At 70.3% G+C, this 14,184-nt stretch carries 9 protein-coding genes and 1 tRNA gene; 7 read left to right on the forward strand and 3 right to left on the reverse strand.

From position 1 onward, the window contains the following. Positions 1–49: 49 nt before the first annotated feature. From PUR53_RS35710 to PUR53_RS35725, 4 genes are all read left to right on the forward strand, one after another. On the forward strand, positions 50–2,347 hold the full coding sequence (locus PUR53_RS35710; RefSeq protein WP_329910988.1) for a glycoside hydrolase family 3 N-terminal domain-containing protein: 2,298 nt from the start codon (positions 50–52) through the stop codon (positions 2,345–2,347). Positions 2,348–2,495: 148 nt separating this feature from the next. Next, on the forward strand, positions 2,496–3,968 hold the full coding sequence (locus tag PUR53_RS35715) for a glycoside hydrolase family 32 protein (RefSeq protein ID WP_329910989.1): 1,473 nt from the start codon (positions 2,496–2,498) through the stop codon (positions 3,966–3,968). Between the two features lie 92 nt (positions 3,969–4,060). After that, positions 4,061–6,997 (forward strand): discoidin domain-containing protein, encoded by a 2,937-nt coding sequence (locus PUR53_RS35720; RefSeq protein ID WP_329910990.1) that lies wholly within the window; start codon positions 4,061–4,063, stop codon positions 6,995–6,997. A 263-nt stretch (positions 6,998–7,260) separates the two neighbouring features. Further along, a complete protein-coding gene (locus PUR53_RS35725; protein ID WP_443078274.1) occupies positions 7,261–7,830 on the forward strand; it encodes a tyrosine-type recombinase/integrase in 570 nt (189 codons plus the stop codon). A gap of 106 nt (positions 7,831–7,936) precedes the next feature. On the opposite strand, the gene PUR53_RS35730 is transcribed toward PUR53_RS35725, so the two are convergent. Then, positions 7,937–8,009: transfer RNA gene (locus PUR53_RS35730), tRNA-Arg, on the reverse strand. A gap of 209 nt (positions 8,010–8,218) precedes the next feature. On the opposite strand from PUR53_RS35730, the gene PUR53_RS35735 reads away from it, so the two are divergent. The 3 genes from PUR53_RS35735 to PUR53_RS35745 all read left to right on the forward strand — a co-directional run bounded on the left by PUR53_RS35735 (position 8,219) and on the right by PUR53_RS35745 (position 11,148). Beyond that, a complete protein-coding gene (locus PUR53_RS35735; RefSeq protein ID WP_329910992.1) occupies positions 8,219–9,406 on the forward strand; it encodes an ABC transporter ATP-binding protein in 1,188 nt (395 codons plus the stop codon). A 144-nt stretch (positions 9,407–9,550) separates the two neighbouring features. After that, positions 9,551–10,285 (forward strand): ABC transporter permease, encoded by a 735-nt coding sequence (locus PUR53_RS35740; protein ID WP_329910997.1) that lies wholly within the window; start codon positions 9,551–9,553, stop codon positions 10,283–10,285. Positions 10,286–10,287: 2 nt separating this feature from the next. Further along, positions 10,288–11,148: an ABC transporter permease gene (locus tag PUR53_RS35745; RefSeq protein ID WP_329910993.1), complete on the forward strand. Its 861-nt coding sequence runs from the start codon at positions 10,288–10,290 to the stop codon at positions 11,146–11,148. Between the two features lie 64 nt (positions 11,149–11,212). Here the strand turns inward: PUR53_RS35745 and PUR53_RS35750 are convergent, their stop codons facing one another. Then, positions 11,213–11,953 (reverse strand): TetR/AcrR family transcriptional regulator, encoded by a 741-nt coding sequence (locus tag PUR53_RS35750; protein WP_329910994.1) that lies wholly within the window; start codon positions 11,951–11,953, stop codon positions 11,213–11,215. 158 nt (positions 11,954–12,111) lie between these two features. Then, entirely contained in the window at positions 12,112–13,884 is a 1,773-nt protein-coding gene (locus tag PUR53_RS35755) for an IclR family transcriptional regulator domain-containing protein (protein WP_329910995.1), read from the reverse strand. Between the last annotated feature and the right edge of the window lie 300 nt (positions 13,885–14,184).

Genomic DNA, 14,184 nt, shown 5'->3' on the forward strand with positions numbered 1-14,184 from the left:
GCCGGACATCGACTCTCCGCCCCTCACCACTCATCACTGGGAGAACAACGTGGGACAGCCGGTCGGCACCGCCGTGTACCTGGACCCGGAAGCGACCGTGGAAGCAAGAACCGAGGACCTGCTGTCACGGATGACCCTTCCGGAGAAGGTCGGGCAGCTGCTGATGCTCGACGCACAACACGGGGACCTGGAGGACATCGTGTCGGCCAAACTGGCCGGATCGGTTCTGCACGTGTCACCCGACCTGATGCCGCAGGCCATGGAGATCGCCACACGGACACGGCTGGCCATTCCGCTGCTGACCGCCGACGACGGCATCCACGGCCACTCGTTCTGGCCCGGTGCGACGATCTTCCCGACCCAGCTGGCCATGGCCTGCGCCTGGGACCCCGCCCTGCTCCACCGCGTGGCCCGGGCGGCCGCGACCGAGATCGCGGCGACCGGGATCCACGGGACGTTCTCCCCCGTGCTGTGCATCACCCGGGACCTGCGCTGGGGCCGGATCAACGAGACGTTCGGCGAGGACCCGTACCTGATCGGTGAACTCGGGGCGGCGATGGTGCGCGGCTACCAGGGCGAGGGCCTCGGCGACCCGACCGCCGTGCTGGCGTACGCCAAGCACTTCGCCGGCTACTCCGAGACCCTGGGCGGGCGCGACGCGAGCGAGGCCGATCTCAGCCCACGCAAGCTGCGCTCATGGTTCCTGCCCCCGTTCGAGCGGGCGGCCCGGGCCGGCTGCCGGGCCTTCATGCTCGGCTACCAGTCGATCGACGGGGTGCCCATCACCGCGAACGAGTGGCTGATCAACGAGGTACTCAAGGGCGAATGGGGCTTCACCGGCACGCTGGTGACCGACTGGGACAACGTCGGCCGGATGGTCTACGACCAGCGGACCTGCGCCGACTACGCCGAGGCTGCGGCCGTCGCCGTCAACTCCGGCAACGACCTGATCATGGCCACACCCGGCTTCTTCGAGGGCGCGCAGGAGGCGGTCGCCCGCGGCCTGGTCGAGGAGAAGCAGATCGACGACGCGGTACGGCGGGTGCTGCGGCTGAAGTTCGAGCTCGGACTCTTCGAGGACCCGCGCGTTCCCGACCCCGAGCGGCAGGCGCAGGTGATCGGCTGCCGCGCCCACACAGACCTCAACCTCGCGACCGCCCGACGCTCCCTCGTACTGCTGCGCAACGACGGCACCCTGCCCCTCGAAGGAGGGCTGACCTCGGACGGAACCGGCCGCGCCGTGAGCCGGGGTACTCCGCGGACGATCGCGGTCATCGGCCCCAACGCCGACAGCACCCAAGCCATGCTCGGCGACTGGGCGGGCGCCACCGGCCAGGTCCCGTGGATGCCCGAAGGCCATCCACGGGAGTCGGTGGAGACGGTCCTCGACGGCCTCCGCGCCGTCGCACCCACCGACTGGACCATCACGCACGCCCGCGGAGCCGACATCGCGAGCCCCCACCAGGACACCGGGTGGACCCTCGGCCCCGACGGCCAACCGCAGCCGGACGTCTTCACCCCCGCCCCCGTCGACCAGGCACAACTCGGGCAGGCCATCGCCGCCGCAGAAGCCGCCGACTACGCCGTCGTGGTCGTCGGGGACACCATCGACCTCACCGGAGAGGTGCGCTCCACCGCCACGCTCGACCTCCAGGGAGGACAGATCGCCCTGCTGGACGCGGTCGCCGCCACCGGCACACCCATGATCGTCGTACTTGCACAGTCCAAGCCGAGCACCCTCCCGGACTCGGCACTGAACGCAGCCGCGCTCATCGAGGCGTTCAATCCGGGCATGCGCGGTGGCCGCGCCGTCGCCGAACTCCTCCTCGGACTCATCGAACCCAGCGGCCGGCTCCCCGTCTCCTTCGCCCGCCACGTCGGACAGCAGCCCGTCTTCTACAACCAGGTGCGAGGCCAGCACGGCAGCCGCTACGCCGACCTCACGCAGGACCCCCTGTTTGCGTTCGGCGAGGGCCTCACCTACACCACCGTCAGCTACTCCGACCTCGTCGTGCACGACCCGGACATCCCCGCCGACGGCACCGTCGACGCGACCGTACGACTCACCAACAGCGGCAGCCGGCCGGCCCTGGAGACGGTCCAGGCGTACATCAGCGACCTGACCACCAGCGTCACCTGGGCCGAGCAGGAACTGAAGGCGTTCACCCAGGTCGAGATCCCTCCGGGCGAAAGCCTGGACGCCACCGTCAGCATCCCCGCCGCGCAGTGCTCACTCGTCACCGCCGACAACCGCCGCGTGGTCGAACCGGGTGAGTTCGCGCTCCGCGTCGGGCCCAGCTCACGGCGGGAGCAGCAGCTGAGCGCACGATTCCGCATCCGAACCTGACCGCCTCCAGACCTGACCGCCTCCAGACCTGACCGCGCCCGGCCCACAAGGCCCTGCGCGGACTCGAAGACCCCCGCCCCGCCGACCCAGCCGCCCCGCCGAATCGAGGGCCGGCGGGGCGGGCCCAGCAAGACCGAAAGGCACGCGTGTGTCCACCACACCCAGCGATCCGCACCGCCCCGTGGCGCACCTGCGCCCGCCCCACCACTGGATCAACGACCCCAACGGCCTGGTCTTCCACGACGGCCACTACCACGTCAGCTACCAGTACAACCCCTACGGAGCGACCCACGCGAACCTGCACTGGGGCCACTTCCGCAGCCCCGACCTGCTGACCTGGGAGCCGCTGCCGATCGCCCTGTCCCCGACCGCGGGCGGCCCGGACGCCGACGGCTGCTTCTCCGGCAACGCCGTCTCCGACGGCGAGCGGCTGGTCGCCTTCTACTCCGCGCACCGCGAGGACCGCTCCTTCCAGCACCAGCCGGTCACCTCCGCCGTCTCCGCCGACGGAGGCCGCACCTTCACCCCGCGGGGCGAACTGCTCATCCCCGAGCTGCCCGAGGGCTGCACCATGTACCGCGACCCCTACGTCTGGCAGGACGGCGACCGTTGGCGGATGCTGGTCGGCGCCGCCCTCGCGGACGGCCGCGCCGCCGCCCTTCTGTACGACTCACCCGACCTGGAGACCTGGACCTGCCGAGGGCCCTTCGCGGCCCGTCGCCCGGAGCCCGTCGGCGACACCGCCCTGCACTCCGGCGAGGGCTGGGAATGCCCCCAGTACCTTCCGGCGGCAGACGGGCCCGGCGCCCTCATTTTCGGCACGTGGACCGAACCCACCGGCCCGCTGAGCGTCGCGGCCCTGATCGGCGAAGAACACGACGGCCACTTCGAGGCCGGACCGGCGGTACCCGCCGACCACGGCCCCGACTGCTACGCACCGGCCCTGCTGCGCGGACCGGGCGACCGGTGGCTGCTGTGGGCCTGGTCATGGGAGGCCCGCGACGAAGCCTGGGCCCTCGCGGACGGATGGGCCGGAGTCCTCACGCTGCCCCGCGAGATCCACGTCGACGACGACGGCACACTGCGCCAGCATCCCGCCGCCGAACTGCTGGCCCTGCGCGGCCGACACACCCTCCACGCCACAGGCGCGACGGACGGCCCGTGGCCGGTGGACCTCGGCACCGTGGGCCGCGCCTTCGACCTGACGGCACGTCTGGAGCCGACGGGAAACGCCGGCCTACGGCTGGTCACCACCGCGGACGGCTCCGAGTACCTCGACATCCGCCTCGACACCGACGCGGGTGAACTGGTCGTCGACCGCGACCACGCCTCACTGGACAGCAGAGCCCGCGGCGGCTCCCACCGGATGCCCTGCCCGGCGGACCAGCCCGTCGACCTGCGCGTGGTCGTCGACCACTCCATCGCCGAAATCTTCCTGGTCACCACCGGCCAGGTCCTCACCCTGCGCTTCTACCCCACAGGGCAGAGCCCCTGGCGACTGCGGGCCCGCACCGCACCGGGGACGCGCCTCGGCTTCGCGGTCGACGCCTGGGAACTGCACCCGCTCGTGATCAAGGAACCGAGTACCAGCGCCGCACAGTCGGCGCCGACGTCGCCGTAGCACCGATTCCGACCGGTCGATCCCCCACCTCGGCAGTGTGTCCCACCCCCTCACCCAAGTACAGAACAAGCTGGTCCGAAGGAGGATCTTCCATGAGCTCGTACGGTCTCGGACGACGCCGGTTCCTGGCCACCGCGGTCGGCGTCGCCGCCGCGTGGACCCAGGTTTCCGGGAATGCCATAGCCGTCCCGCGGCTGAAGCAGGCCCCACGTGACAATTCCGTCCGTGTGTGGCTGACGGACGTATCAGCCGACACGTGGGTCGCCGACCAGGACGATGTGCTGTTCAAGGCGAGGAAAGCGGCCAACCCGCTGACGATCAAGATCGACGACAGCGTCAAGTACCAGAAGGTCCACGGCTTCGGCGCGGCCATGACCGACTCCGCCGCCTGGCTCATCGACAAGCTGTCCTCTGCCGAGCGGGCCAAGCTGATGAAGAAGCTGTTCGATCCCTCGAAGGGAATCGGCCTCAGCCTCCTCCGCTCCCCGATGGGCGCCACGGACTTCAACGCGTCCGGCAGCTACTCCTACGACGACATGCCCGCCGGCCGGACAGACCCGACGCTGGCCGACTTCTCCATCCAGCATGACGTCCCGTACATCATCCCGGCCCTGCGCCAGGCCCTCGCCCTCAACCCGTCCCTCAAGGTCATGGCCAACCCCTGGAGCCCACCAGGCTGGATGAAGACCTCCGACTCCATGATCGGCGGCACTCTCAAGAGCGAGTACGTCTCCGCCCTGGCGGACTACTTCGTCAAGTTCGTGCAAGCCTATGGCGAAGCCGGCGTGCCCATCTCGTACATCTCCCCGCAGAACGAACCCATGGGCACCCCCACCTGGCCCGGAATGTTCCTGTCCGCGTACCAGGAAGCCGAGCTGATCAAGAAGATCGGCAAGGCGTTCGAAGCCAACGGAATCTCCACGAAGATCCTGGCCTGGGACCACAACTGGGACGTGCCCTCGTACCCGGAGACGATCTTCAGCGACCCCGCAGCCTCCCAGTACACCGCGGGCACCGGATGGCACATCTACAGCGGCGACCCGACGTATCAGACGGTGGTCCACAACGACTACCCGAGCAAGGAAACCTTCATCACGGAGGCCACCGGGGGAGTGTGGCAGGACAGCGACCAGACTGCGTTCACCGAGGCACTGGGTACGTGGATCATCAACGGCACGCGCAACTGGGCGAACGGCGTGATGCTGTGGAACATCGCACTCGATCCCGACCGGGGCCCGCTCAACAGCGACACGGCCGGCATCCCCATGCTGCGGGGCCTGCTCACGATCGACCCGGCCGACGGGCAGGTGTCCTACAACGTCGACTACCACGCCCTCGCCCACGCGAGCAGGTTCGTCAGGCCCGGAGCACGCCGGATCTACTCGAACACCTTCGGGGAAGGCAGCATAGAGAACGTCGCGTTCCAGAACCCGGACGGATCGAAGGTGCTGATCGCGCACAACTCGGGAAAGGCGGCGAAGACCTTCAGCGTCGCGGACGGGACACACTCGTTCGACTACACCCTGAACGCCGGAGACGCCGTCACCTTCACCTACTCCGGCCCCGCGCGGAGCGGCAGCACCCCCGCAGCGGCCAAGGTCCCAGACCCGACACACGACTTCGCGTTCAAGTCGGAGTCCGGTCCGGTCACCGTCACCTACGACCCGGCACTGCTGCCCCACCAGAACCGCATCCGCACCGGAAACAAGCTGATCACGTACTCCCTGCCGATCGGAGCCTCCGTCCGGACGACCGGAAGGGCACTGAGCCGTACCAAGTGGACGGCCACGGCTTCCGCGCAGCCGGACTGGGGCAGGGCCGCGAACGCGATCGACGGCGACATCAATACCAAGTGGAGCCTCGGGCACGGGACGACGAGCGGTGACTGGTTCCAGATCGACCTGGGGAGCCCCACGAGCTTCAACAAGATCGTCTTCGACACCGGCGTGAACAACTCGTTCGACTACGTCACGAAGTATCAGATCTATGTGTCGGACGACGGAGCCGAGTGGGGCAGCGCGATCGCGAGCGGCAGCGGGGGAATCGGGAAAATAACCGTCGCACTGCCGACCCGCACGGCACAGTACATTCGCATCGTCAGCACCGCGGCCTCCGGTTTCTGGTGGGCCATCGGCGACATCGAGGTGTACGGAGCCGCGCGCGGAACCGGCTCCATCGCGGCTCCGACAGCGGTGGCAAGCGGCCTCCAGTCGAAGAGCTGGACCAGCAAGCAAGGGGACCAGGTCACCGTGGTCTTCAACGGGACCGCTGACAGCAAGAGTTTCAAGATGTCCACCGACGGCTCGTACACCTATGAGCTGCCGGGTGGCACCTCGGCGATGTTCACGACCAGGAAGCTCTCGAGCTTCCCATCGCCGACCTTCAGCGATCTGAAGCCGGAACGGGGCGTACCACGCTCCAAGTTCACGATCCACGGTTCCGGCTTCGGCGACTCGCAGGGGCTGGGCACGGTGTACTTCGGATCGAGCTATGCCGAGATAGACACCTGGTCGGACACGAGCATCAGCGCCTACGTCCCGAAGGGACTCCCAGCGGGGAAGGTCACGGTCTCCGTGAAGGGCGCCACCGGAGCGGACGCGGGCGGCTCATCCTTCGACGTCATGGACCTGGGCCCCGCACTGCCGCGCACGGGCTGGACCGCGACGGCTTCGGACGCGAGCCAGTGGGACGCACCCGGAAACATGCTGGACGGTGATTCCGGTAACCGCTACAGCTCCGGAACCGGGCAGTACGACGGCCTCTGGATCCACGTGGACATGGGGCAGGCGCAGACCTTCAACAAGGTCGTCCTGGATGTCGGCGGAAGCATCGACGATTACGCGCGAAGCGCGGACGTGTACGTCTCGGAGGATGGAACCGACTGGATCAAGGTCTCCTCCGTGACGGACGGCCAGCGCGTCCAGGTGGTCTCCTTCCCCACGCGGACGGCTCGCCACATCAAGGTCGTCAACACCGCTGATGTCGCGAGTAACTGGTGGTCCATCGCGGAATTCAACGTCTACAACTGACCGAGCCTACGGCTGACGGAGCCTACGGCTGACGGAGCCTACGGCTGACGGAGCCTACGACTGACGGAGCCTACGACTGACGGCGTCGACACCGGGCGCTCCTTGCCCCTGCTGCTGGGCGGAGAGCGTGCGGCACGACCGAGACGCGAGGACGGCCCGGCGCGAGAGAGACCTTCTCTCGAGCCGGCCCTCACGGCCGAGACCCGGCAGCGCGGCCGGTCCTTTCGGTCGCGGAGGTCTTCGCCGTCACCGTCGCCGACGCCATCGCGCCGCGCTACCGGCTGCTCGTCCTCCTGGCCGCGTTCACCACTCTGCGCTTCGGCGAACTCGCCGCCCTTCGCCGTCGGGACATCGACCTGGAGGGGCTGACCGTCAGCGTCCGCCGGTCTCAGGCCGAGTTGCAGAACGGCCGCCTCTTCGACAAGGCACCGAAGTCCGCTGCCGGGGTTCGTGCAATCTCGTTCCCCGCCGAGCTGCTCGACGACGTGACGGGCCACCTGGAACAGTTCGCCGCGCCCGGCCGCGACGGACACGTCTTCGTGGGCCCCCAGGGAGGCCAACTCCGGCGGAGCAATTTCCGCGACGACTGGGTGGCGGCCAGGAAGGCGGCGGGCGTCACGTCGGAGCTCCACTTTCACGATCTCCGCCACACCGGCAACACGCTAGCCTCGACCGCCGGTGCCAGCACCCGTGAGCTGATGACCCGCATGGGCCACAGCAGCTCGCGCGCCGCGCTGATCTATCAGCACATGACCAGCGACCGCGACCGGGCCATCGCTGATCGGCTCGGGGCGATGATCCGCGAGGGTGGGGGAGAGGCCGTCTCGGACTAGAGGACCTGGCCGTCCACACAGCCGTAGTGGCACGCGTGTGGCACGGCCTCGAACACGACGAAGGGCCAGCCTGGGAGGAAACCCTCCTGAGCTGGCCCTTTTGCTGTGCCCCCGGCAGGATTCGAACCTGCGACACCCGCTTTAGGAGAGCGGTGCTCTATCCCCTGAGCTACGAAGGCTTGGTGCCCGGTCAGTGTAGCGGGTGGTGGGTGGGTGGGGTGTGGGCGTTCGGGGTGGGTGGGGTGGGTAGGTCGGGGCCCGTGAGAAATCGGTTTCCCCGGGCGGGGCGCGGGCCTAGCATGCCGCAGTCGTTCCGAATGGCGTTCGGGATGTCGGACGCGAGGGTCGGGCGACACGTCGAGCGGGTGTGTGAAGGGGAGTGGTGCCGTTGTCTGCGGTGATCGAGGCGCGTGGGCTGTCCAAAGTGTTCCAGACGACCGTGCGGCAACCCGGTTTCGCGGGGGCGCTCAGGTCGCTCGTCAGTCCGCGGCGCGTGGACAAGGTCGCGGTCCGGGACGTCGACTTCAGTGTGGGCAGAGGGGAGTTGCTCGCACTGCTCGGTCCCAACGGCGCCGGCAAGTCCACCACCATCAAGATGCTCACCGGCATCCTCACGCCCACCTCGGGCGAGGCCCTCGTCGCCGGGGTCGTCCCGCACCGGGACCGGGAGCGCAACGCCCACAACATCGGGGCCGTGTTCGGGCAGCGGACGCAGTTGTGGTGGGACCTGCCCGCCCGGGAGTCGTTCGAGATCCTGCGGGACATCTACGGGGTCCCGGAAGCGCAGTTCCGGGAGCGGATCCAGGAGTTCGACGGGCTGCTCGAACTCTCCGAGTTCTGGGACACCCGCGTCCGGCATCTGTCCCTCGGGCAGCGGGTGCGCTGCGATCTCGCCGCCTCGCTGCTGCACGATCCGCCCGTCGTCTTCCTCGACGAACCCACCATCGGCATGGACGTGGTGGTGAAGGAGCAGGTACGGCGGTTCCTGCGGCACCAGGTCGAGGAGCGCGACCGCACCGTCCTGCTCACCACGCACGACATGACCGAGGTGGAACGCCTCGCCGAGCGCGTCGTGCTCATCAACCACGGCCGGATCGTCCTCGACGGCTCCCTCCAGGAGATCCGGCGGCGCTTCGGCGGCACCTGGCAGGTCCGGGCCACACTCGCCGACCCGGCCGACGTCGAGGTCGTCGCCGGCGTCGGGGCCGGCGAGCAGGGTGAAGGGGGCGGTGGCGCTGTTCCGCTGCCCGGGTTCGCCGGTATCGGTGTGCTGCGGCGGGAAGGGCCGCGGGTCGTCTTCGGGCCGGTCGGGGAGGACGCGCCCACCGTCCACGACGCCCTCAAGGTGATCATCGGGCGGTTCCGGGTCGCGGACCTCGCGCTGGAGGAGAACGACCTGGAGGACGTCATGCGCGCCGCCTACCTCAGCGACGTACCGCCCCAGGAGGCCCAGGAGGCCCAGGAGGCCCAGGAGGCTCAGGAGGCCCAGGAGGCTCAGCACCTGGCCACCGTCGCCTCCTCCTCCTCCTCCTCCGACTCCACCCCCGACTCACCCTCCACCCCCCAGGGCGGCTGAACCATGGCCACCCCCTCCCCGTCCGTCCCCACTCACCCCACTGGCCCCACCCGCCCCACACCCACCACCCTCACCGCCGCCCTCTCCCGCGCCCGTCGCGTCTCCTGGATCACCCCCCGGGGTGAACTGCTCGCGCCGCCCCGGATGTCCGCCACCGCCGTACGGCTCCTCGTCCAGGTCTGCCTGGTCGTCTACCTCTGGCGCGGGCTGTACGCGAACACCGACTCCAGCGCCGGGCTCGACGAGACCCAGGCCGTCGGCTACGCCGTACTCGCCGTCCTCGCGAACCGCATCCGCGGCCTCGACCGCAGCGCGGGCCGCGACATGGTGATCCAGCATCTGCGCTTCGGCACGATCGTCTACTGGTACCTGCGGCCGATGAAACCCCGGCGCTACTACGCGCTGCGCGCCCTCGGCGACCAGCTGTACGGCTTCGGCTGGGTGTTCACCGGATATCTGCTGTGCCTCGCCGTCGGAGTCGTCCCCCCGCCCGCCTCCCCCTCGGTGGCCGGGGTGTTCGCCGTCAGCATGCTGCTCGGCCAACTCGTCCTCTACTACGTGATGATGCTGGTCGACCTGATGTGCTTCTGGACCCTGCGCAACGAGGCGGCCCTGCTGATCCTCGTCTTCGCGCAGAACCTGCTCTCCGGTGTGTACGCCCCGCTCTGGTACTTCCCGGACTGGTTCATCACGCTCAGCGCGTTCCTGCCGTTCCAGGCGACGCTCGGCGTACCGCTCTCCATCTACGTCGGACGCATCGGCCTCGGCGACGCCTTCGGTCAGATGGTGATCCAGGCCGTCTGGATCGTGCTGCTCGCGCTGCTCACCCGCCGGCTCTGGGACCTCGCCGGCCGACGCGTCGTGTCCCAGGGAGGCTGACCATGACGACCCCGCACAACACCGTCCCCCATGGTCCGCACCACACCGTCCCCCATGGGCCGGCGCACGCCTGGCGCGTCGTCTGGCGGATCACCAAGCTCAACTTCAAGGCCCGTCTCGAATACCGGGGCGAGTTCCTGATGAACGTCTCCGTCGGCGCGATCTGGCAGGTCTCGATCGTCGTCTTCGCCTCCGTCCTGCTCACCCGGTTCCCCGGCCTCGGCGGCTGGTCCAGCTCCGACGTGCTGCTCATCGCGAGCATGCGCATGCTCGCCCACGGGTTGTACGTGCTGTTCCTCGGCCGGGTCCAGTACATGAACGTCCTGGTCCAGGAAGGCATCGTCGACCCCTGCCTGATCCGCCCCATGCCGGTCTACCGCCAGGTCCAGCTGGCGTTCTTCCCGGTCAACGCCCTCGGTGACCTGGTCGTCGCGGCCGGTCTGTTCGTCGCCGCCCTGCAACGCAGTTCGCTCGACTGGACGGCGGGCCGGATCGCCTACGTGGTGGCCGGGGTCCTCGGCGGCATGCTGGTGGAGGCCGCGCTCTTCACGGCCCTGGCCGCCGCCGCGTTCCACTTCCCGGCCACGTCGTACTGGAGCCAGTGGCTGGAGGAGCTGATGGGCACCTTCGGCAGCTACCCGCTGAGCATCCTCCCGAAGGCCGCGTCCGCCGCGTTCACCTTCGTCGTACCGCTCGCGTTCATCGCCTACTTCCCGGCCGGCGTGCTGACCGGCCACGGAGACGCGATGGGCGTGCCGGAGGCGCTCGCGTTCGCCTCGCCCTTCATCGGCCTCACCGCGTTCGTCCTGTCACGGCTGCTGTGGAACTGGAGTCTCAGCAAGTACACGGGCGTCAACGGATAGGGGAGGGAAGGGAGTTGAGGAAGGGGTGCCCGGCAGGCGGTGCCGGGGAGGGCGCTCTCCGGTGTCACGTCAGCCGCGTCGCCAGCCCGTCCAGGACCCGGTCGAGGCCGTACTGGAACCCTTCCTCCCGGGCCGCCCGGGGATCCGTGCCGCGCTGTTCGGCGTAGCCCTCGCGCAGCAGCGGATAGTCCTGGGCGGCCTCCTCGGCGGCGGGCCACAGCTGTTCGACCATGCTCTGCTCGTCCTGGCCGCTGCGGGCCAGGACGTTGAGCCAGGCGGCCTCGGTGGTGGCCGTGCCGGTGACGTACGCGACGACCGTGGTGAGCGCCCGGTCGGCCTCGTCGGCCGGGAACCCGGCGGTCGTCAGCAGTCTCAGCATGGCCTCGGAGACCCGCATCCAGTTCGGGCCGAGATAGGACATGCCCAACTCGCCGAGCACGGAGGCGAGCCATGGGTGGCGCAGGATCGTGGTGCGCAGGTTGTGGGCGCAACTCGCGATGTCGGTACGCCAGTTCGCCGGGTCGGGGGTGCCGGTCACCTCGATCTCGCCGTAGATCTCGTCGACGGCCAGCTCCAGCAGCTCGTCCTTGTTGGCGACGTGGCGGTAGAGGGAGGTCGCGCCGGCCCCGAGGCGGGCGCCGAGCTTGCGCATGCTCAGCGCGTCGATGCCCTCCTCGTCGAGCAGCCGCAGCGCCTCGGCGACGATCTGCTCCCGGCTCAGCGCGGGCTGCTCCCGCCCGGTCCGGGGCCGGGTCCAGACCGACTGGAACCCCTCCTGCTTCCTGACCGGCTTCTCGGCTGCCATGGGGTCGCGTCTCCTCAGTTCCTGTGCCTGCTTCACGGTCGCCGCGTTCCTGTGTCTGCTCGGCGGTCGACCGCCGACCGGCCGACCGCTGTGCGCTGTGCGCTGTGCGCTGTCCGCGTACGGCTGACGCGGACAGCGTACGGTGTTCGCGGTGGGAGTCAGACCTCCGGTACGCGCCGGAACATCCCCGCCACCGCGAGCTCCCCCTCGATCCGCCCCACCGCCGCCCGCAGCTCGGGCAGGACCTCCGCCACGCACTCCTCGACCGACCGCCGACTGCTGTGCATCGCGACGTTCACCGCGGCGACGACCCGTCCGCCCCGCTCCCGCACGGGCACGGCGATGGACCGCAGCCCCTCCTCCAACTCCCCGTCGACGAGGGCGTATCCGGCGCCCCGTACCCCTTCCAGGAGGGTCAGCAGTTCCCGCCGGCCGGTGACCGTGTGCGGGGTCAGCGGGGCGAGAGGCTCCGGCAGGGGGACCTCGGGGAGCAGATCGGCGAGCATCACCCGACCCAGGGACGTCGCGTACGCCGGCAGCCGCGTCCCGAGGGTGATGTTGACGCTCATGATGCGGCTGGTGGCGACCCGCGCCGTGTACTGCACCTCCTCCCCGCCCCCGGTGAGCACCGCGAGGGACGCCGAGTCGTGGACGCGCGCGGAGAGTTCGGCCAGGTGCGGCGCGGCGATTCCGGGGAGGGGCAGCATCGACAGGGGCGGGAAGCCCAGGCCCAGCACCCGGGGGGTCAGGCGGAAGACCCGGTCGTACGACTCGACGTACCCGAGGTGTTCGAGGGTGATCAGCGCGCGCCGGGCCGTCGCCCGGGCGAGCCCGGTGGCCTGCGCGACCTCGGTGAGGGTGAGTGCGGCCCGGCCCTCGCCGAACGAGGTGATCACGGTGAGCCCCCGGGCGAGCGACTCGACGAACTCCCGGCCCAGTTCCTGCTTGGAGGCACCCGTCCAGGCGGCCAGCCCAAGGGCCCCGGACCCCTCCGGCAGCTCCCGCGACCCGGGTAGCTCCCGCGACCCGGGCAGCTCCCGCGACCCGGGCAGCTCCCTCGACCGGGGAAGTCTCGCCGTCCGGGGAGGTTCCGTCGTCTTGGGGAGTCTCGTCGACTCCCGCAGCTCCCGCTCCATCTCCGCCACCGTCGCCCGCAGCCGGGGCAGCAGCGTCGAGCGCAGTGAATCCGTGGTGTGCCGACTCGTGTGGCTGACGACGCTCGCCACACACGCGACCCGGCCCGTACGCGGATCCCGTACGGGTACGGACACCGCCACCAGCCCCGGTTCGATCAACTGGTCGTCCAGCGCCCACCCCTGGGCGCCCGCCCGGGCCGTACGGTCCTCGAAGTCGTCGTAGGCACCGCCGCGCGGAGGGACCGCCGGGAAGCCGCGGCCCTCGGGGTCGGCCGTGCGGCGGGCGCGCCACCGGGCCCAGTCGGCCGGCTCCCACTCGGTGGCGAACAACGGGCCCGGTGCGGTGCGTTCGGCCGGGAGGAGGTCGCCGATGCGGAAGCTGAGGGACATGGCGCGGCGGCGGGTGGCCTGGTGGATGAAGCGGACGCCGTCCTGGTCGCGGACCGCCAGGGAGACGGACTCGTCGAGTTCGTCGGCGAGGGCGTCGGCGTGGGCGTCCAGGAGGCGGGGGAGGCGGATGGCGGCGAGATAGGCGTTGCCCAGCTCCATCAGCCGGGGGGCGAGGACCGCGTCACGGCCGTCCAGCCGTACGTAGCCCATGCGGGCCAGCGTCGCCGTGATCCGGTCCACGGTGGAACGTGCGAGTCCGGTCGCCTTCTCCAGCGCGCTCGGGCTCAGCGTTCCGTCCGCTTCGGTGAGCCGGCGCAACACGGTGATCCCCCGCATCAGGGGTGCGACGGCTTCGGCGGGCGCGTGCGCGGAGGCGGCGGCCGCGCCGGGGGCGTTCGGGAGCATGGGTTCACGGTAATGCGGCCTGGCTGCGCCGCTACGCCGGGCGCCGGATGGCTGCGCCGCCTCGCCGGGCGCCGGATAGCTCGGGGCGGACGGTGCGTGGGCGGGGGGGGGGGGGGGGGGCGGGGGGCGCCGTTTCCCCCGCCCCCCGTCATCGGGGGGGGGGCCCCCGGCGGGGGCGGGGCGGCTGCGCGGGGCCACCCAGGGGGGGGGGGTCTGGCGGGGGGGCGGGGGGGGGGGGGCGGTGGGGTGGGTGGGCGGGTGCGGGTGAGTGGGGGTTGCTCGCGCAGTTCCCCGCGCCCC

Origin of the sequence: Streptomyces sp. SP18BB07, assembly GCF_036322545.1 — a bacterium.
In the GTDB taxonomy this organism is placed as follows: Bacteria; Actinomycetota; Actinomycetes; order Streptomycetales; family Streptomycetaceae; genus Streptomyces; species Streptomyces deccanensis.

Bases quoted from the DNA above. Each gene is read 5' to 3' on its own strand.
- PUR53_RS35720 (WP_329910990.1), top strand. From the start codon at position 4,061: ATGAGCTCGTACGGTCTCGGACGACGCCGGTTCCTGGCCACCGCGGTC.
- PUR53_RS35740 (WP_329910997.1), top strand. From the start codon at position 9,551: ATGTCCGCCACCGCCGTACGGCTCCTCGTCCAGGTCTGCCTGGTCGTC.
- PUR53_RS35745 (WP_329910993.1), top strand. From the start codon at position 10,288: ATGACGACCCCGCACAACACCGTCCCCCATGGTCCGCACCACACCGTC.
- PUR53_RS35750 (WP_329910994.1), bottom strand. From the start codon at position 11,953: ATGGCAGCCGAGAAGCCGGTCAGGAAGCAGGAGGGGTTCCAGTCGGTC.
- PUR53_RS35755 (WP_329910995.1), bottom strand. From the start codon at position 13,884: ATGCTCCCGAACGCCCCCGGCGCGGCCGCCGCCTCCGCGCACGCGCCC.